We start from the raw sequence: 17,397 nt of genomic DNA, 5'->3' as shown, positions 1-17,397 counted from the left end.
GGTGAGCCGGTCCGCGGGGGGCGCGGCCGTTCGCGCCCTTCCCTTCGCGGCCGCGCTTCGGTAAAGGAAGCCCAGCATTCCGTTCCCCTGCACAGAGGCAGAGCCATGGCCCCGCGCACCCTGTACGACAAGATCTGGGACGACCACGTCGTCGATCAGCAGCCGGACGGCACCTGCCTTCTCTACATCGACCGCCACCTCGTGCATGAAGTGACCAGCCCGCAGGCCTTCGAGGGCTTGCGCGTGTCGGGCCGCAAGGTGCGGGCTCCTGAGAAGACGCTGGCCGTCGTGGACCACAACGTCCCGACCACGGACCGCTCCCAGGGCATCGATGACCCCGAGTCGCGCACCCAGGTGCAGACGCTCGCCGAGAACGCCCGCGACTTCGGCATCGAGTACTACGACGAGCTCGACCAGCGGCAGGGCATCGTGCACATCATCGGGCCGGAGCAGGGCTTCACCCTGCCGGGTACGACCATTGTGTGCGGCGACAGCCACACCTCCACGCACGGCGCCTTCGGGGCCCTGGCCCACGGCATCGGCACCAGCGAGGTGGAGCACGTGCTCGCCACGCAGACGCTGATCCAGAAGAAGGCCAAGAACATGCGCGTGACGGTGGACGGCCAGCTGCCGCCCGGCGTCACCGCCAAGGACATCATCCTGGCCATCATTGGCGAGATCGGCACGGCCGGCGGCACGGGCAGCGTCATCGAGTTCGCCGGGGAGGCGATCCGGTCGCTCTCCATGGAAGGCCGCATGACGGTCTGCAACATGACCATCGAGGGGGGCGCCCGCGCGGGCCTGATCGCCCCGGACGAGAAGACTTTCGCGTACCTGAAGGACAAGCCCAAGGCGCCCAAGGGCATGGCCTGGGACATGGCCGTCGACTACTGGCGCACGCTGGCGACCGACGACGGCGCGCACTTCGACCGGGAGATCCGCCTCGACGCGGCCAGCCTGCCCCCGATCGTGACCTGGGGCACCAGCCCCGAGGACGTCGCCTCCATCACCGGCACGGTGCCGCGGCCCGAGGATGCCCCCACGGAGCAGAAGAAGGCGGCGATCGCCCGCGCGCTGGAGTACATGGGCCTGAAGGGCGGCGAGCGCATCCAGGACATCGCCGTCGACCGCGTGTTCATCGGCTCCTGCACGAACGGCCGCATCGAGGACCTGCGGGCCGTGGCCAAGGTGGTCGAGGGCAAGACGGTCAACGCCAACGTCAACGCGATGATCGTGCCGGGGTCGGGACTTGTGAAGCTGCAGGCCGAGGAAGAGGGTCTGGACAAGATTTTCAAGGCCGCCGGCTTCGACTGGCGCGAGCCGGGGTGCTCCATGTGCCTGGCCATGAACGCCGACAAGCTGTCGCCGGGCGAGCGCTGCGCCTCCACGTCGAACCGCAACTTCGAGGGACGCCAGGGCTTCCGCGGCCGCACGCACCTCGTGTCGCCGGTGATGGCGGCGGCCGCGGCCATCGCCGGCCGCTTCGTCGACATCCGCGAGTGGCGCTGAGCCGATCGCGCTCGATCACGGCGATCCAAAAGGAAAAGCCCGGGCTCGCGCCCGGGCTTCTGTTTCAGGCCTTGGCCGCGCTCACCAGCAGCGGCGGACGACGCGCCAGCCGCCCCAATAGGGGTCCCAGCGGCGCACGACGCGGCAGCGCGGGCCACCCCAGTAGGGGCCCGGGCCCCAGTAACGACGGGGGCCCCAGTAATGTCGGCGCGGGCCGTAGTAGCCGTGCCCATACCACTGCACGGTGGTGGTCAGGCCTTCGGACTGGACCGGGGCGACGGCGGCCACTGGCGGGAGGGGAGCCGCCTGGGCGCCGGCGAGTCCGCCGACAAGGAGGGCGCCGGCCGCGGCGACCTGGAGGGCGAGTGTGCGGGGTGAAAGCATGGTACGATTTCCTTCCATATACGCCGTGCCCCTCGGCATGAACGTAGGGTGACAACCCTCGGCTGAACGCACCTGCAACGCGGCGTTCAGCCAGCGTTCAAGAAGATGAACGCCGATGGAGCGCGATTGGTGGCGCCGGGAGACGGGACAGGGCATGGCGAGCACGCCGGACGACGAGGAGCGCAAACGCGAGTCACGGGAGATCCTGGCGCGGGCGGAAGCGGAGAGCGGGCCCGTGCTCGGCTCGGCCATGGCGCGCGCAGCCCGACATTTCAGCGCCGGCGACGCGCCCCAGGACGATCGTATCGAGGTCTGGGGCAAGCGCATCGCGCGTGTTCTGGCCCTGCTGTTCGTGCTCTACCTGTTGGCGGACCTCAGCGGCTATTTCACCCGCTAGGACAGTTCATCCGGAGATTTCCATGACTTCCGCGCCGGCGCCCGACTGGGCCAGCCTTCCGGCCCCGAGCCTGGACGACTTCGAGACTTTGGCCGAGAAGGCCTTCGGGCGCCTTCCGGCGGAGTTCCGTGCGCTCTGCGAGGGCGTCGTCATCAAGGTCGAGGACTTCCCCGACGACGAGACGCTCGACGAGATGCAGTGCGAGACGGAGTTCGACCTGCTCGGGCTGTTCCGCGGCACGGGCCTCGCCCAGGCGGGCGCGACGCCCCAAACCGGGCAGTTCCCCAACATGGTCTGGCTCTACCGGCGTCCCATCCTCGATTACTGGGCGGCCCACGAGGAGACCCTGGGACATCTCGTCACCCACGTGCTCGTGCACGAGATCGGGCATCATTTCGGGCTCAGCGACGACGACATGTACGGGATCGAGGCCGCGGCCGAGTAGGCGCCGGCGGGTCGGAGAATCCGGTTTCCCCTCAGGCTCCGTTTGGTCTAGAACGCCTGCAAGATTGGCAGCCGCTCGCGAGAGATAGACACCCATGCAGCCCTTCACCACGCTCACCGGCGTCGCCGCCCCGCTGGAGATCATGAACGTCGACACGGACATGATCATCCCGAAGCAGTACCTGAAGACCATCAAGCGCACCGGGCTCGGCGCGGGGCTCTTCGCGGAGATGCGGTTCAAGGAGGACGGGTCGGAGAACCCCGACTTCGTGCTGAACCAACCGGCCTACCGCAAGGCGCAGATCCTGGTCGCGGGCGACAATTTCGGCTGCGGCTCGTCACGCGAGCACGCGCCCTGGGCCCTGCTCGACTTCGGAATCCGCTGCGTGATCTCCACGAGCTTCGCGGATATCTTCTACAACAACTGCTTCAAGAACGGCATTTTGCCGATCAAGGTCAGCCAGGAAGACCTGGACAAGCTGTTCGACGACGCCAAGCGCGGCGCCAACGCGACCCTGACGGTGGATCTCGAGTCTCAGGAGATCCGCGGTCCCGACGGCGGCGTGGTGAAGTTCGACATCGACCCGTTCCGCAAGCACTGCCTGCTGAACGGCCTGGACGACATCGGCCTGACCATGGAGAAGGCTTCCAGCATCGACACCTACGAGAAGGCCAAGACCCAGTCGCAGCCCTGGCTGTAAGGGATCCGGAAACCGGCCGGCATGAAAAGGGCGCTCCTTCGGGAGCGCCCTTTTTGTTTGTGCTGCGGCTGAAAGAACTGTGCCGAGGGCTCCTGGATTGCTTCGTCGCTTCGCTCCTCGCAAGGACGGACAGGGAGCCGACTGCCCGCCCTCGCGGCTCAGGGCGGAGGACGACGCCTCACACGATGTTTTTGGACATCTGGTCGGCGATGTAGTCGGCCTGCCGGAGCGCGAGGGCCACGATGGTGAGGGTCGGGTTCTCGGCGCCCCCGGTGGTGAACTGCGAGCCGTCGGACACGAAGAGGTTCTTCACGTCGTGGGCCTGGCCGTATTTGTTCACGACCCCGTCGCGCGGCTTCTCGGACATGCGGTTCGTGCCGAGATTGTGCGTGGAGGGGTAAGGCGTCGTCGGGAACGTGCGGGTCGCGCCCACCGCGTCATAGATGGCCGTGCCCTTGGCGTAGGCGTGGCTGCGCATCGCCGCGTCGTTGGGGTGGTCGTCGAAATACACGTTCGCCACCGGAAGCCCGTACTTGTCCTTGGCGTTCTTGTCCAAGGTGATGCGGTTCTTCCCCTGTGGCATGTCCTCGCCGACGATCCACATCCCCGCCATGTTCTCGTAACTGTCGAGCGCCGTGGTGAACTCGCGGCCCCACGAGCCGGGGTCCAGGAAGGCGGCCATGAAGGGCAGCCCCAGCGACAACGTCTCCAGCTCGTAGCCGCCCACGAAGCCGCGCTTGGGATCGTGCCCCGCCTCGTCGCGGACGATGCCCGCCATGGTGGTGCCGCGCCACATGCGAACGGGCTTTTCGAAGACGCCGTAGACCGATCCGGTCATGTGCCGCATGTAATTGCGGCCGACTTGACCTGAAGAGTTGGCCAGGCCGTCCGGATACTTGCTGCTTTCGGAGTTCAGCAGGAGGCGCGGGCTCTCGATGGAGTTGCCGGCCACGGCCACGATGCGGGCCTTCTGGCGCTGCATCTGGCCGCTGGCGTCGTGGTACACGACGCCAGTGACCTTGCCGGTCGCGTCATGCTCGATGCGCACCACGTAGCTCTCGGGCCGGACCTCGAGCTTGCCGGTGGCCTCGCCTTTCGGGATCTCGGCGTACAGCGTCGACCACTTCGCGCCGGACTTGCAGCCCTGGAAGCAGAAGCCGATCTGCTGGCAGGAGCCGCGGCCGTCGCGCGGGGCCGAGTTGATGGCCATCCGGCCGGTGTGGACCTCCTTGCAGCCGACCTTGGTCGCGCCGGCCTCCAGCACCTTGAAGTTGTTGTTGCCGGGCAGGCCCGCGATGCCGTTCGTGCGGGTGACGCCCATGCGATCCTCCGCTTTGGCGTACCAGGGCTCGAGCTCCGCGAGCGTGATCGGCCAGTCGAGCAGGTTGGCGCCCTTCACATCGCCATAGACGGTGCGCGTCTTGAACTCGTGCTCCTGGAACCGCAGAGAGGCCCCGGCCCAATGAACCGTGGAGCCGCCCACCGCCTTGACGATCCAGGCCGGGAGGTTGGGGAAGTCCCTGGACACGCGCCAAGACCCGGAGGTGGTGCGCATATCCGCCCAGGCGAGCTGGGCGAAGGAGGCCCACTCGTCGTTGACGAAATCCTCGATCTCGTGGCGCTTGCCGGCTTCCAGGCACACCACCTTGACGCCCTTCAGGGCGAGCTCGGTCGCAAGCGTTCCGCCGCCGGCGCCGGAGCCGACGACCACGACCACGCTGTCATCGTTCAGGTCGAACTTGGCCATGTCTCCGCCCTCCCTCAGAGCCACGCGATGTCGTTGAAGCCCCGGTTGATGTAGCAGCCCTTGCTGGCGCTCTCGCCCTCGTAGCCGAAGAGCGGCCAGACCTCTTTCTGGTTGTAAAGACCCACAACGAGGTTGCTCCGGACGGTCTGGAAGAACTTCGTCTTCTGCTGCTCCTTGAGCAGCGCGACTCGCTGGGCTTCCCAGCCGACCTGGGCATAGGGAACGCCGTATTTTTTCTTGGCGGCGGCGTTCAGGGCGGCGACGCCGTCCTCGATCATCTTCTTGGTGGCGGGATCAGACCCGGCCTTCTCGTCGTAGCCCTTCACGGCGACGGCGTAGTAGCGGTCCGACAGGCGATCGTGCGGGTAGATGTCGCGGGCCATGCGGATCAGCGTCTGCATGGTCTCGGGCTTGAGGTTCTTCACCTCCATGCCCCAGGCCTCGCCGGCATGGATCAGGGCCGAGCCGGTGACCGCAATGGCGGCGCCGGAGGCCAGGAAAGCGCGCCGGCCGGGATCCGCCGGCGCGCCGGGGTCGCGCGTGTGCTGCTCTTGCATGATCGTTTCCTCCATGGATCGCCGGGTTGTCCCGGTCGCGTTCGGTTCAGGTCAGCGGTAGCGGCCGTGCTTCTGGAGGACCTCGATCTTGTAGCCGTCCGGGTCCTGGACGAAGAAGAAGCGGGCCAGCAGGGCGTCGTCGCGGAAGAACTCCTTGACCGGGTTGGGCGAGAGCCCCTCGCGGGTGAAGCGAGCGTGCTCGGCGTCGAGGTCGTCCACCGCGAAGGCGATGTGGCCGTAGCCATCGCCCAGCGCGTAGGGCTCCTTGCGATCGTGGTTGATCGTGAGCTCCAGCTCGAAGTCGGCCTCGGGGCTGCGCAGGTACACCAGCGTGAAGCCGTCGAAGGGGAAGCGGTCGGCGACCTCGAGGCCGAAGGCCGTGCGGTAGAACGAGACGGATCGCGCCTCGTCGAGGACGCGGATCATGGAATGGAGGGCCTTGGCCATGGTCTCCTCAGGGTTTCGCCGAAAGGCTCTTCAGGTAGGCGATGATGAGCTTGCGCTTGGCGGGGTCCGCCTGACGGTAGTTCATCACGGTTCCGGGACGCACGGACTGCGCGTTCTCAATCCAGGGGTCGAGGGTGGCGTCGTCCCAGGTCCAGTCGACGCCCTTGAGCGCGTCGGAATACGTGAACTCGGGCAGGCTCGCGGCCTTGCGTCCGTAGACGCCGTGAAGGTTCGGGCCCTGGCGCGGTGGCGCGCCGGGCTCGACGGTGTGGCACACGCCGCAGCTGGTCAGGAATTGCTTCTTGGCCGCTTCCAGGTCGGCCTCCTGCGCGACGGCAGGGCTGCGGGCGAGCGGCGCCGCAAACAGGATCAGCGCGGAAGCCAAGACGATGTGGCAGGTCGGGCCGCGCCGGGCGGCCGGGGCCTGTCTGGGCAAAGGCGTTCTCCCCTCTGGCCGCTCCGGGGGCGGGCGGCAATGGGAGAAGGCTATGGCCCTGTTTCGTCCCGCGGGTAGTAGCGTGATACTACGTCGCCACTATTCGGCGGCGACGGCGGCGGGGCCGGTGAACGGGTCCATGAAATCGCGCGCCGCCTGGCGGCGCAGTTCGGCCTCGGCGCCGGCTTCGCCGCGCACGTCAGCCACATAGGTGAGGCAGGCGCAGCGCAGCAGCGAGGTGAAGTTGTGGGGCTCGCCCCGGAACGCGAGCACCTCGTCGTGGAGCTTGGTCAGGAACTTGCCCAAGCTGACCTCCTGGCGCGCCGCGATCTCCTCCAGGATGTTCCAGAAGGCCGCCTCCAGGCGGATCGACGTGGCGTGCCCGCCGAGGCGGACCGAGCGGGTCTGGTACGCGTAGTGTTCTTCCGGCAGGCTGGCGAACATCCGGCACATGGGCGCTTCTCCCCCGAGCGCCGCGCTGCAGCGGCTGCTCAGGGTGATGAAACCCGCTGCGTTGACCTTTGTCTATGGACAGCGCAGTCGCAGAGGTTTCGCAGGTCGGCTTTGGTCGTGCTCAGCCGGCGATGCGCTGCATCTCCGTGAGGATGGCGTCGCCCATCTCGCCTGTGGAGACGGTGTTCTGGCCCTTGGCGGCGATGTCGCCGGTGCGCAGCCCGGAGTCGAGCACGTTGGCGATGGCCTTTTCGACCATGTCGGCGGCCTCGAGCAGGCCGAAGGAGTATCGCAGCGACATGGCCATGGAGCCGATCATGGCGATGGGGTTGGCCATGCCCTTGCCGGCGATGTCCGGGGCGGAGCCGTGAACGGGCTCGTAGAGCGCCTTGCGCTTGCCGGTGGCGGGATCCTCGGCGCCCAGGGAGGCGGAGGGCAGCATGCCGAGCGAGCCGGTCAGCATGGCGGCGATGTCGGACAGGATGTCGCCGAACAGGTTGTCGGTGACGATGACGTCATACTGCTTGGGCTGGCGCACCAGCTGCATGGCGAGCGAGTCGGCCAGGTTGTGCTCGAGCTGCACGTCCGGGTACTCGGCCTTGTGGACGGCGGTGACCACCTGGTTCCACAGCACGCCGGACTTCATGACGTTGCGCTTCTCGGACGACGTCACCTTGTTGCGGCGCTTGCGGGCGAGCTCGAAGGCGACGCGGGCGATGCGCTCGATCTCGTGGGTCGTGTAGACCTGGGTGTCCACGGCGCGCTTCTCGCCGTTCTCAAGGGTCACGATCTCCTTGGGCTCGCCGAAATAGACGCCGCCGGTCAGCTCGCGCACGATGACGATGTCGAGGCCCTCGACCAGCTCGCGCTTCAGGGACGAGGCGTCCGCCAGGGCGGGATAGCAGATCGCCGGGCGCAGGTTGGCGAAGAGCGCGAGGTCCTTGCGCAGGCGCAGCAGGCCCGCCTCCGGGCGCGCCTCGTAGGGGACGTTGTCCCACTTCGGCCCGCCGACGGCGCCAAACAGCACCGCGTCGGCCTTCATGGCGCGGTCCATGGCGGCGTCGGTGATGGACACCTTGTGGGCGTCGTAGGCCGCGCCGCCGACGAGGTCGGTCTCGGTCTCGAACTTCGCGACGCCCTGGGAGCTCAGCCACTTCAGGAGCTTCTGGACCTCGGCCATGACCTCGGGGCCGATGCCGTCGCCCGGCAGAAGGAGGAGATTGTGGCTGCTCATGGTGCGCCCCGCTGCAAGGGTGAAAAGTCGCTGGGCTGTTTAGGAGCGGCGGTCAGGCTTGGCAAGCGAAAGCAGAGACCGGCTCAGTCGGGGTGAATATCAAATGTCAAGACTCCTGGGGTTAGTCTCTCCGGACGCTCACCCGGGAGACAGCGCCCTATGAACCGCAAGACCCTGATCCAGTGCGCCGCCGCCGCCGGGGCGCTCGCCATCGCGTCAGCCGTGGCGGACGTGAGGCTGGGAGGCGGAGAGCCCTTCGACGTGCCGGAGGCGCAGCACGAGCCCTACGCCAGCCAGAAAGTGGTCTACCACGTCACCCAGGGCGGGGGCTGGTTCGGCCGCGACCACGCCGCCCGGCTGCACTCCATGCTCAACCACGTCAATGCGGTGGGTCGGGACAAGCTCGAGATGGTCGCCGTGCTGCAGGGCGACGGCGCGAGCCTGCTCCATGACGCCACCAGCAACGCCAAGATCCGGGACATGGTGGACCGTCTGCGCGGATCGGGCGTGCGTTTCGTGATCTGCCGGAACACCATGGTGGGCAAGCACTACCCGCTCAGCGAGCTCTACAATGCCCAGCCGAACGATATCGTGCCGGCCGGCGTGGCCGAGGTCGTGGCCCTGCAGCAGATGGGCTACTTGCTCGTGAAGCTCTGACCGGCTTAACGGCCCGCCCGAAGGGCGTCCAGAACGGAGCCGGAGGCGCGGCCGTTCCTTTGCATCCCGTTGCGGACCTGGAAGTCGGCGATGGCTTCGCGGGTCTTGTTCCCGATCGCGCCGTCAGGCTGGCCGACGTCGTAGCCCTTGCGGGTGAGCAGCGCCTGCAGCTCCCGCCGCTCGGCGCGGGAGAGGCCGCGGTCGTTCGTGGGCCAGGGCGTCACGAAGGGACCGGCGCCCTTGAGGCGATCCGACAGGTGCGCGATGGCGAGCGCATAGCTCTCGGCGGCGTTGTAGCCGTAGATGGCGTCGAAGTTCCGGGTCACCAGGAAGGCGGGGCCGTTCGGGCCAGCCGGCAGGATCAGGCCCGCGGAGCCGCCCGGCATGGCGCGGCCGTCGGCGCGGCGCACACCGAGATGCTCCCAGGCCGCCATCGGCCGCTTCTTCGTCCGGCCCGCCAGGGCTGTGTTGAAGCCGGGCGGAAGCTTGACCTCAAAGCCCCAGGTCATGCCCTGGGTCCAGCCGGCCTTGTGGAGGAAGTTGGCGGTGGAGCCCAGCGCGTCGGGGATCGAATCCACCACGTCGCGCCGGCCGTCGCCGTCGAGATCGACGGCGAGCCGCAGGAAGGTCGATGGCATGAACTGGGTGTGGCCGAAGGCGCCGGCCCAGGAGCCGGTCAGGTGATCAGCCGCCACGTCGCCGCGGTCCAGGATCTTCATGGTGGCGGCGAGTTCGCCTCGAAAATAGCCCTGGCGGCGGCCGTAGCAGGAGAGGGTCGCGAGGGACTGCACGAGCGGGCGCTTGCCGATGGCGCGGCCGAAGTCCGACTCCACGCCCCAGACGGCCACGATGACGTGGCGGTCGACGCCGTAACGGCTCTCCGCGACGGAGAGGGCCTGACTCCATTGGCGGAGCATGGCGCGCCCGTCGGCGATGCGCTCGTCGTCCACGAGCGCCGACAGATAGTCCCAGATCGGCGTCTTGAACTCGGGCTGGTCGTTGAGGGAGTCGATCACCTTCATGTCGGGCTGCAGCCCGCGCGTGGCTTGGTCGAAGGTGGAGGCGGAAACGCCCTGGGCGGTGATGGTGGAGCGCAGGCCGCTCAGGCAGGCCTGGAACTCGGCTTGGGCGGATACGGGAGCGACGCCCGCAAAGAGCAGGCCGGCGGACAGAGGGAGGGCGATTCGGCGCGACATGCGCGGCATGCTAGCGGAGCGCGCGCGGGATCGGAATCCCGCGCGCCGCTTGGTCGCGCCCGCGATCGCTCAGTTCTCAGTAGCGTCCGAAGCCCACGGTGACGCCGCAGCAGTTCGGCAGGTCCCAGCGGCTTGGCAGCGTCTCGCCGCCGAACCGGCTGTTGATGTTGGAATAGACCGGGGTCGAGAGGCCCTGGCCGATATAGACGTAGTTCAGTTGATAGCCCGTGCCCGGCTTCACCATGGTGCCGGCGTTCAGGTACGAGCGGCCGGTGACCGTGATCTCGTTGGTGCGGCGGCGGGTCTGGGCTTCGGCGGCGGTGACGGCCAAGGCGCCCGTGGCGGCGACCAGGCCCAGGATGACGGCGTGGCGAAACATGGGATCCTCACCTAACGGCTTGATGGTTCAGCGCTCTTGCGACAACGCCGCAACGGGGGATCGGGTCCCGGCTTCGCATCACGAATGTGAGCGAAGCCGCAATTCCGGCCCGGCCTCCAGGTCGAGCCAGCCGGCCCGGCGCGCGCCGGGCGCTCCACGCATTGTACACTGAGGGAGCCGGTTGCGCTCGGCTCTTGCGAAGTAGGCGCGTACCGCTTTGTCGTCTGCCGCGGCGATCAGGTCGAGCCGGTCGAGCGCACAGGCGAGCGTAAGGCGGTCGGCGGGCCGGCCTTCGACGCCGCACATCCACCCCGAGAGGCGCAGGCCCGCATCGTCGGCCAGGATCCGCCAGGCGATGCACGCGTGGCGATTGGCTCCGCGGCTGAGCACCACATCGGCCGTTTCGGCGGCGCCGAACTTGGTGCCCATCTCGACGGGCACGGCGCTGCGGTTCACGGCGAAACCGGCGTCGGCGGCGCGCCGGGCTGTCTCCAGGAACAGCGACCCGGCCGGGCCGGCCTCGGAACCTGGGCGATAGGCGACGAGGCGCGCGAAGCCCTGCCCTGTTTCCGGCGCCCCGAATGTCTGGATCTCCTCGCGTCCGCCGCCGCCGGCGTGGCGACGCGCCTCCAAAAGCCGCGGCTCGCGGGGAAAGAGGGGGGTGTCGATGGCGAACATGGCAAGGGGGCGCGCGACCGGCGCCCACGTCAGCGCCTCAGGCCTGGGCAGCGCGGCCGTGCTTTCGGGTTCCGGCGGGGCGAGCCGCGGCCAATGGGGCTCCCCGGCGATCACGGCTCCGAGCAGGGCCGCCACGGTGGCCAGGGTCAGAACCCGCCCCGGTCCAATCGCGGCCACGAGGTCCCAGGCCGCCCGGCGCAGCGTGCCGGCGTAGGAATCCGGCCGAAGCGCCGTCCGTTCGGGGCGGCGATCGAAATCCATCGTGGCCTGGGACATGACGCACCCTTTCCAGGCCGCCATTCGCGGCGGTTGCGTCGAATTTTCCGGGATTCATTGAGTCGTCGGTTACCGCACGGGGGCTTTCACGGGAGAGAGTCAACGCCGGGTTGAGCGACAGCGTTAACGGAGGGCGCGGCCCACAACGTTCTTGCGAAAGGACCAATTGACTTTGCGCCCGCGCTTGTGTTTCTGCTGCGCCCTATGGGCGCGTTCGACCCGAACTGCGTCTCCGGAACTGCGTCTCGCCATGCGCTTCGTCCTGTCCAAAACGACGACGAAAACGCCGACCGCCAAAGGCGGCGCGGCGCGCTGACGTATTCCTCGCTCCGGAGACTCCCCCGGCGGGGGAAGAGGAGCCGCAGGATCTGCGGCCGCACTCCGGGGGAGATCCAAAACAGACAGGATCAACACCATGGTTTCGAAGAGCGCCGAAGGTTTTCGCGTGGCGGTCGTGGGCGCCACCGGCAATGTGGGCCGCGAGATGCTGTCCATCCTGGACGAGCGGGCGTTCCCGGTCTCCGAGGTGATCGCCCTCGCTTCGTCGCGCAGCGTCGGCACGGAGGTCTCGTTCGGCGACCGCGTGCTGAAGGTGCAGAACCTGGAGCACCACGACTTCGCTAACACCGACATCTGCCTGATGTCGGCGGGCTCGGGCGTGTCCAAGGAGTGGTCGCCCCGCATCGGCGCCCAGGGCTGCCTGGTGATCGATAACTCGTCCTGCTGGCGCTACGACGACCGCGTTCCGCTGGTGGTGCCGGAGGTGAACGCGCACGTCCTGCCCGAGTACATGGCGCGCCGCGACAAGCTGAACATCATAGCCAACCCGAACTGCTCCACCGCGCAGCTCGTGGTGGCCCTCAAGCCCCTGCACGACAAGGCCACCATCACCCGCGTGGTGGTGTCGACCTACCAGTCGGTCTCCGGCGCCGGCAAGGAGGGCATGGACGAGCTCGACCGCCAGACCAAGGCGCTCTACTCCCTCCAGGAGGTCGTGACCAAGAAGTTCACCAAGCGCATCGCCTTCAACCTGATCCCGCACATCGACGTGTTCATGGAAGACGGGTTCACGAAGGAAGAGTGGAAGATGACGGTCGAGACCAAGAAGATCCTCGACCCCAAGATCAAGCTGACCGCCACCTGCGTGCGCGTGCCGGTGTTCATCTCCCACTCGGAAGCCGTCAACGTGGAGTTCGCCAATCCGATCACGGCCGACGAGGCGCGCGACATCCTGCGCTCGGCGCCCGGCGTGCTGGTGATCGACAAGCGCGAGGACGGCGGCTACATCACCCCGCACGAGGCCGCCGGCGAGGACGCCACCTACATCTCGCGCATCCGCGAGGACTCCACGGTTGAGAACGGCCTCGCCTTCTGGTGCGTCTCGGACAACCTGCGCAAGGGCGCGGCCCTGAACGCGGTGCAGATCGCCGAGGCCATTATCAACCGGAAGCTGCTGACGCCGAAGGCCGCCTGAGGCGTCTCCGTCATTGCGAGCGCAGCGAGGCAATCCAGGACGGCTTGGTCCTCCTGGATTGCTTCGTCGCTTCGCTCCTCGCAAGGACGACTCGGGGGCTGCTTAGATCCAGATCGCGACCGGGATGCCGAAGGCGTCCCGGCCCGGCGGGTTGGGCAGGCTCGTCGCTTCGCCGCGGGCGATGCGCATCGCGGTGACCAGGCAGGCGCAGGCGTCCAGGAGGTCGTCGGGCCCGGCCCCGCGCGGAGGCGTTCCCCACACGAGATCGGGCTGCAGGCCAGCCCGTTCCAGCAGCGCGCGGCGCTGGTCGAGCCCCGGCCCGTGAGGCTGCGACTTCACCTTCTTGGGCTCGCTCAGGGCGCCCCCGTTGAGGCGCATGAAAGCCCCCTCGGGATGGCTTTCGAAGATCCGGCCGCTTAGCGCCGGGTCGGCCCGGAGCAGGGCGTCGATCTCCAGGATCTTGGGAAACAGGAAGAAGCACTGCTTCGAGACCTTGCGGGGCGGCTCCGAGGTGGCGAGCGCGGCCGCGCAAGCCACGCTGTAGTCTGGGGCGCTCACGGCGGCGCGGGACGGCACGGAGAAGACGGAGGACTGCCGCTCGCCCAGCAACGGCCGAAGCAGCGCCTCGGGTCCGCGCCCGCCCGGGCCGATGCGCTCCGGCAAGCCGATGGGCATGTCCACGGCCAAGACCGAGTCCGGTGGCAAGGCTGCCACCACGTCACCGAAGTCGGCGTGAACGGCGATCTGGGGCGCCTGTCCCGGCCCCTGAGCCGCCACGATCCAGCCGGCCCTGCAGCCGTCGACGCCCGCCATCCAACGCCCCATGCCTGCCCCCGAATCCACCTTTGTCACGATGGCGCGGCCCGGACCCCCCGTCTATGCTGCGCCGCGACATCGGCCGACAGCCGGCCCCGAACCCAGGTGAAGCCATGCCGCAGACCGCTCTCCGCCCGCGCCGCAGCGTCCTCTACATGCCGGGCTCCAACGCCCGGGCATTGGAGAAGGCGAAGACGCTCGATACGGACGGCGTGATTCTGGACCTGGAGGATGCAGTCGCGCCGGACGCCAAGGCGACGGCCCGCGAGCAGGTCGCGGCCGCCATCCGGGCGGACGGCTTCGGTTCCCGCGAGGTGGTGGGCCGCATCAACGGGCTCGACACGCCCTGGGGCGAGGCGGACCTGCGGGCTCTTGCGGCCGCCGGGCCGGACGCGATCCTGGTTCCTAAGGTGTCGTCGCCGGCCCAGATCGTGCGGGTGGCCTCCCTGTTGGCGGCGGCCGGCGCGCCGGCGCGCACGCGGCTCTGGGCCATGGTGGAGACGCCGCTCGCCATCCTCAACATTGGGGCCATCGCTTCGGCGGCCGCCGATCCGGCTAACCGGCTGGCGTGCTTCGTCATGGGCACCAACGACCTCGCGAAGGAGACGCGGGCGCGCTTCACGGCCGACCGCCTGCCCTTCGTGCACTGGCTCTCGACCAGCGTCACGGCGGCCCGGGCCTACGGGCTCGACATCCTGGACGGCGTATTCAACAGCATCTCGGACGAGGCCGGCTTCCGGGCCGAATGCGAGCAGGGGCGGGACCTGGGCTTCGACGGAAAGACGCTGATCCACCCCAGCCAGCTCGCCACGGCCAACGCCGTGTTCGCCCCGACCGCCGCCGAGGTGGAGTGGTCTCGCACCATCATCGCGGCCTTCGACCTGCCGGAGAACAGCGACAAGGGCGCGCTGCAGCTCGAGGGCAAGATGGTGGAGCGCCTCCACGCCGAGATGGGCCGGCGCGTGGTCGCCATCGCGGATGCGATCGCGGCGCGAGGCTGAGCGCGGCCGCCGGGCATGGGCGGCTCAGCGCCGCCCGGCCCTGCGCGGCGCCGGGGCGTCGTCCTCGGGAGCGGTCCTGGGCGCCTTCGCGACGATGCGGACGATATCCTTCATGATGTCGTCGATGACGTAGTTTTTCGGGGTGTAGACGGCGGTCACCCCGATGTTCTTCAGCACCAGCTCGTCCTCGGGCGGCACGATGCCGCCAACCACGACGGGGATGTGGCCCAACCCTTGGGCGCGCAGCCGCGCCATGACGTCGCGCACCAGCGGGACGTGCGAGCCCGAGAGGATCGAGAGCCCGATGACGTGCGCGCCCGTCTCCTGGGCCTTGGCGACGATCTCGGCCGGGGTCTGGCGAATGCCCTCGTAGGTCACTTCGAACCCGACGTCCCGGCCGCGCAGGGCGACCTGCTCCGCGCCATTGGAGTGGCCGTCCAGGCCGGGCTTGCCGACCACGAGGCGCGGCGTCTCGCCGAGCTGGGCGGCGAGGTCGGCGACCATCAGCTTCACCTCCCGCTCGGTCTCCGCCGTGCGGGTCTCGGGCGTGACGCCCGTCGGGGCGCGGTACTGGCCGAAGATCTCGCGCAGCGCCTCGCCCCATTCGCCGGTGGTGACGCCGGCCTTGGCGCAGGCGATCGAGGGCTCCATGACGTTCCGGCCCTCCCGGGCGGCGGCGCGCAGATCCTCCAGCGCGGCTTCGGCGGCCTTTCGGTCGCGGCTGTCGCGCCAGGAGCGGATGCGGGCGATCGCCTCGATCTCCACCTGCTCCGGCACGGTGAGGACCGCGCCTTCGCCGGCGGTGAGCGGGGAGGGCTCCGTCTCGCGCCAGCGGTTCACGCCCACCACCACCTGGTCGCCGGCCTCGATGCCGGCGATGCGGCGGGCGTTGGATTCCACCAGCATGCGCTTCAGGTAGCCGCTCTCCACGGCCGCGATGGCGCCGCCCATATGGTCGATGGCGGCGAGTTCCTCGCGGGCCGACTGCTTCAGCTCCTCCACCTTGCGGGTGATCTCGGCCGAGCCGTCGAAGATGTCGCCGTATTCCAGCAGGTCGGTCTCGTAGGCCATGACCTGCTGCATGCGCAGCGACCACTGCTGGTCCCAGGGGCGGGGCAGGCCCAGCGCCTCGTTCCAGGCGGGCAACTGCACGGCGCGGGCCCGGGCGTTCCTGGACAGCACCACGGCCAGCATCTCGATGAGGATGCGGTAGACGTTGTTTTCGGGCTGCTGTTCGGTGAGACCCAGCGAATTCACCTGGACGCCGTAGCGGAAGCGGCGCTGGCGCTCGTCGGCGACTCCGTAGCGCTCGCGGGCGATCTCGTCCCAGAGCTCGGCGAACGCCCGCATCTTGCACAGCTCCGTGACGAAGCGCATGCCGGCGTTGACGAAGAAGGAGATGCGGCCGACGACCTCCGAGAAGGTCTTCTCGTCCACTCCCGCCGCCTTCACGGTGTCGAGCACCGCGACCGCCGTCGCCAGCGCGTAGGCGAGCTCCTGGGTGGGGGTCGCCCCGGCCTCCTGCAGGTGGTAGCTGCAAACGTTCGTGGGATTCCACTTCGGCATCTGGGCCGTGGTGAACAGGACGACATCCTTCACCATGCGCATGGAGGGAGCGGGCGGGAACACGTAGGTGCCGCGCGACAGGTATTCCTTGATGATGTCGTTCTGGGTGGTCCCCTGCAGGGCCTTGCGGGGCGCGCCCTGCTCGTCCGCGACGGCGATATAGAGCGACAGCAGCCACGCGGCCGTGGCGTTGATCGTCATCGAGGTGTTCATCTCGGCGACGGGAATCTGGTCGAACAGGGTCCGCATGTCGCCCAGATGCGCGATGGACACGCCCACCTTGCCCACCTCGCCGCGCGCCAGCACGTGGTCGGGGTCGTAGCCCGTCTGGGTGGGGAGGTCGAAAGCCACCGACAGGCCTGTCTGCCCCTTGGCCAGGTTGCCGCGATAGAGCTTGTTGGACTCCGCCGCCGTGGAGTGGCCCGCATAGGTGCGGAAAATCCAGGGCTTGTCGCGTTCGGGGCGGCCGCGGTCGAGGGTCATGCGAGCGGTCTCCGGTTGGCTCTCGCCATCATGCTGCATCGCGGCAAGATGCGGCAAGGCTCGCGGGCCCGCCACCCGGATAAAGGTCGGAGGCGGGCGCTAGCCGTGGGCCATGCGGCGCAGGATCGCCATGGCGAACACGGCGAAGAACCCCGATCCCACGCAAATCAGGGTGAGCGTCACGGGGTCGGTCGCGCGGACCGTGCCCTCGTACAGGTTCCAGGCCCAAAGGCCCCCGAGGGCGCCCAGGAACAGCAGGACGGCGTTGCCGATCACACCGAAACCGAGGTCGTCCATGATGTTGTCGACGACCCAAGCCGCCAGCAGGCTGCCGAGCGCGACAAAGAAAACGAACCAGGCGGCGACTTCAGCCGGCACGTTGACGAAGCCTAGAGTGCGAAGCATGGGCGGCGCCCGAGAGATGCGAAGATCCCCGAGCATGCCACACCGCTCCGAACGGAACGTTAAACTCGTCCGTTCCTCCATTAACCGTTCGCACTATGGCGCACTGCAGCATCGGCGATATCATCCCGGCCCTGTCCCCTGGGAGGATCCGCCGTGA

The 17,397-nt window shown here is 68.4% G+C and carries 20 protein-coding genes; 7 read left to right on the top strand and 13 right to left on the bottom strand.

The features are described 5' to 3' along the window. Positions 1-105 precede the first annotated feature (105 nt). On the top strand, positions 106-1,509 hold the full coding sequence (gene leuC / locus SLNSH_RS11720) for a 3-isopropylmalate dehydratase large subunit (protein WP_106337181.1): 1,404 nt from the start codon (positions 106-108) through the stop codon (positions 1,507-1,509). Between the two features lie 81 nt (positions 1,510-1,590). Here leuC and SLNSH_RS11715 read toward each other — a convergent pair whose 3' ends face one another. Beyond that, positions 1,591-1,893, bottom strand: a complete 303-nt coding sequence (locus SLNSH_RS11715; protein WP_196240243.1) for a hypothetical protein — start codon at positions 1,891-1,893, stop codon at positions 1,591-1,593. A gap of 115 nt (positions 1,894-2,008) precedes the next feature. Between SLNSH_RS11715 and SLNSH_RS11710 the strand changes: the two genes are divergently transcribed. The 3 genes from SLNSH_RS11710 to leuD all read left to right on the top strand — a co-directional run bounded on the left by SLNSH_RS11710 (position 2,009) and on the right by leuD (position 3,435). Continuing rightward, positions 2,009-2,290: a hypothetical protein gene (locus SLNSH_RS11710; RefSeq protein ID WP_210202508.1), complete on the top strand. Its 282-nt coding sequence runs from the start codon at positions 2,009-2,011 to the stop codon at positions 2,288-2,290. Positions 2,291-2,312: 22 nt separating this feature from the next. Continuing rightward, the gene (locus SLNSH_RS11705) at positions 2,313-2,735 is read left to right on the top strand and encodes a metallopeptidase family protein (RefSeq protein WP_106337180.1); all 423 of its coding nucleotides are present in this window, start codon (positions 2,313-2,315) and stop codon (positions 2,733-2,735) included. A 94-nt stretch (positions 2,736-2,829) separates the two neighbouring features. Next, positions 2,830-3,435: a 3-isopropylmalate dehydratase small subunit gene (leuD, locus tag SLNSH_RS11700; protein ID WP_106337179.1), complete on the top strand. Its 606-nt coding sequence runs from the start codon at positions 2,830-2,832 to the stop codon at positions 3,433-3,435. Between the two features lie 178 nt (positions 3,436-3,613). Here the strand turns inward: leuD and SLNSH_RS11695 are convergent, their stop codons facing one another. The 6 genes from SLNSH_RS11695 to leuB all read right to left on the bottom strand — a co-directional run bounded on the left by SLNSH_RS11695 (position 3,614) and on the right by leuB (position 8,309). Further along, a complete protein-coding gene (locus tag SLNSH_RS11695; RefSeq protein ID WP_106337178.1) occupies positions 3,614-5,182 on the bottom strand; it encodes a GMC family oxidoreductase in 1,569 nt (522 codons plus the stop codon). A 14-nt stretch (positions 5,183-5,196) separates the two neighbouring features. Further along, positions 5,197-5,739 (bottom strand): gluconate 2-dehydrogenase subunit 3 family protein, encoded by a 543-nt coding sequence (locus SLNSH_RS11690; RefSeq protein WP_106337301.1) that lies wholly within the window; start codon positions 5,737-5,739, stop codon positions 5,197-5,199. A 51-nt stretch (positions 5,740-5,790) separates the two neighbouring features. After that, positions 5,791-6,186 carry a VOC family protein gene (locus SLNSH_RS11685; RefSeq protein ID WP_106337177.1) on the bottom strand — a complete coding sequence of 132 codons (396 nt, stop codon included), beginning with the start codon at positions 6,184-6,186 and terminating at the stop codon, positions 5,791-5,793. A 7-nt stretch (positions 6,187-6,193) separates the two neighbouring features. Then, the gene (locus SLNSH_RS11680) at positions 6,194-6,622 is read right to left on the bottom strand and encodes a c-type cytochrome (RefSeq protein WP_245422277.1); all 429 of its coding nucleotides are present in this window, start codon (positions 6,620-6,622) and stop codon (positions 6,194-6,196) included. Positions 6,623-6,721: 99 nt separating this feature from the next. Further along, a complete protein-coding gene (locus SLNSH_RS11675) occupies positions 6,722-7,075 on the bottom strand; it encodes a ribbon-helix-helix domain-containing protein (RefSeq protein ID WP_106337176.1) in 354 nt (117 codons plus the stop codon). Positions 7,076-7,196: 121 nt separating this feature from the next. After that, positions 7,197-8,309: a 3-isopropylmalate dehydrogenase gene (gene leuB / locus SLNSH_RS11670; RefSeq protein WP_106337175.1), complete on the bottom strand. Its 1,113-nt coding sequence runs from the start codon at positions 8,307-8,309 to the stop codon at positions 7,197-7,199. Positions 8,310-8,468: 159 nt separating this feature from the next. Between leuB and SLNSH_RS11665 the strand changes: the two genes are divergently transcribed. Then, positions 8,469-8,966: a DsrE family protein gene (locus SLNSH_RS11665; protein WP_106337174.1), complete on the top strand. Its 498-nt coding sequence runs from the start codon at positions 8,469-8,471 to the stop codon at positions 8,964-8,966. Positions 8,967-8,971: 5 nt separating this feature from the next. On the opposite strand, the gene SLNSH_RS11660 is transcribed toward SLNSH_RS11665, so the two are convergent. The 3 genes from SLNSH_RS11660 to SLNSH_RS11650 form a co-directional block, all read right to left on the bottom strand. Beyond that, positions 8,972-10,162 (bottom strand): lytic murein transglycosylase, encoded by a 1,191-nt coding sequence (locus SLNSH_RS11660; protein ID WP_106337299.1) that lies wholly within the window; start codon positions 10,160-10,162, stop codon positions 8,972-8,974. Between the two features lie 76 nt (positions 10,163-10,238). Beyond that, entirely contained in the window at positions 10,239-10,541 is a 303-nt protein-coding gene (locus tag SLNSH_RS11655) for a hypothetical protein (RefSeq protein WP_106337173.1), read from the bottom strand. A 78-nt stretch (positions 10,542-10,619) separates the two neighbouring features. Continuing rightward, complete coding sequence (locus SLNSH_RS11650; RefSeq protein WP_106337172.1) at positions 10,620-11,495, bottom strand: hypothetical protein; 876 nt, start codon at positions 11,493-11,495, stop codon at positions 10,620-10,622. A gap of 415 nt (positions 11,496-11,910) precedes the next feature. Here SLNSH_RS11650 and SLNSH_RS11645 point away from each other — a divergent pair, with 415 nt between their 5' ends. Continuing rightward, positions 11,911-12,969, top strand: a complete 1,059-nt coding sequence (locus tag SLNSH_RS11645) for an aspartate-semialdehyde dehydrogenase (RefSeq protein WP_106337171.1) — start codon at positions 11,911-11,913, stop codon at positions 12,967-12,969. Between the two features lie 102 nt (positions 12,970-13,071). Here the strand turns inward: SLNSH_RS11645 and SLNSH_RS11640 are convergent, their stop codons facing one another. Next, entirely contained in the window at positions 13,072-13,782 is a 711-nt protein-coding gene (locus SLNSH_RS11640) for a DUF429 domain-containing protein (RefSeq protein ID WP_245422274.1), read from the bottom strand. A gap of 116 nt (positions 13,783-13,898) precedes the next feature. Between SLNSH_RS11640 and SLNSH_RS11635 the strand changes: the two genes are divergently transcribed. Further along, positions 13,899-14,786, top strand: coding sequence for an HpcH/HpaI aldolase/citrate lyase family protein (locus tag SLNSH_RS11635; RefSeq protein ID WP_106337298.1), 888 nt, complete (start codon positions 13,899-13,901; stop codon positions 14,784-14,786). A gap of 24 nt (positions 14,787-14,810) precedes the next feature. Here the strand turns inward: SLNSH_RS11635 and SLNSH_RS11630 are convergent, their stop codons facing one another. Both SLNSH_RS11630 and SLNSH_RS11625 read right to left on the bottom strand, forming a co-directional pair. Continuing rightward, positions 14,811-16,835 (bottom strand): protein meaA, encoded by a 2,025-nt coding sequence (locus SLNSH_RS11630; protein ID WP_106337169.1) that lies wholly within the window; start codon positions 16,833-16,835, stop codon positions 14,811-14,813. A gap of 99 nt (positions 16,836-16,934) precedes the next feature. After that, positions 16,935-17,240 carry a hypothetical protein gene (locus SLNSH_RS11625; protein WP_146140247.1) on the bottom strand — a complete coding sequence of 102 codons (306 nt, stop codon included), beginning with the start codon at positions 17,238-17,240 and terminating at the stop codon, positions 16,935-16,937. Positions 17,241-17,397: the final 157 nt, after the last annotated feature.

The sequence above is a fragment of the Alsobacter soli genome (assembly GCF_003004785.1).
Lineage (GTDB): Bacteria > Pseudomonadota > Alphaproteobacteria > Rhizobiales > Beijerinckiaceae > Alsobacter > Alsobacter soli.
This window is presented reverse-complemented; position numbering and strand designations above follow the sequence as displayed.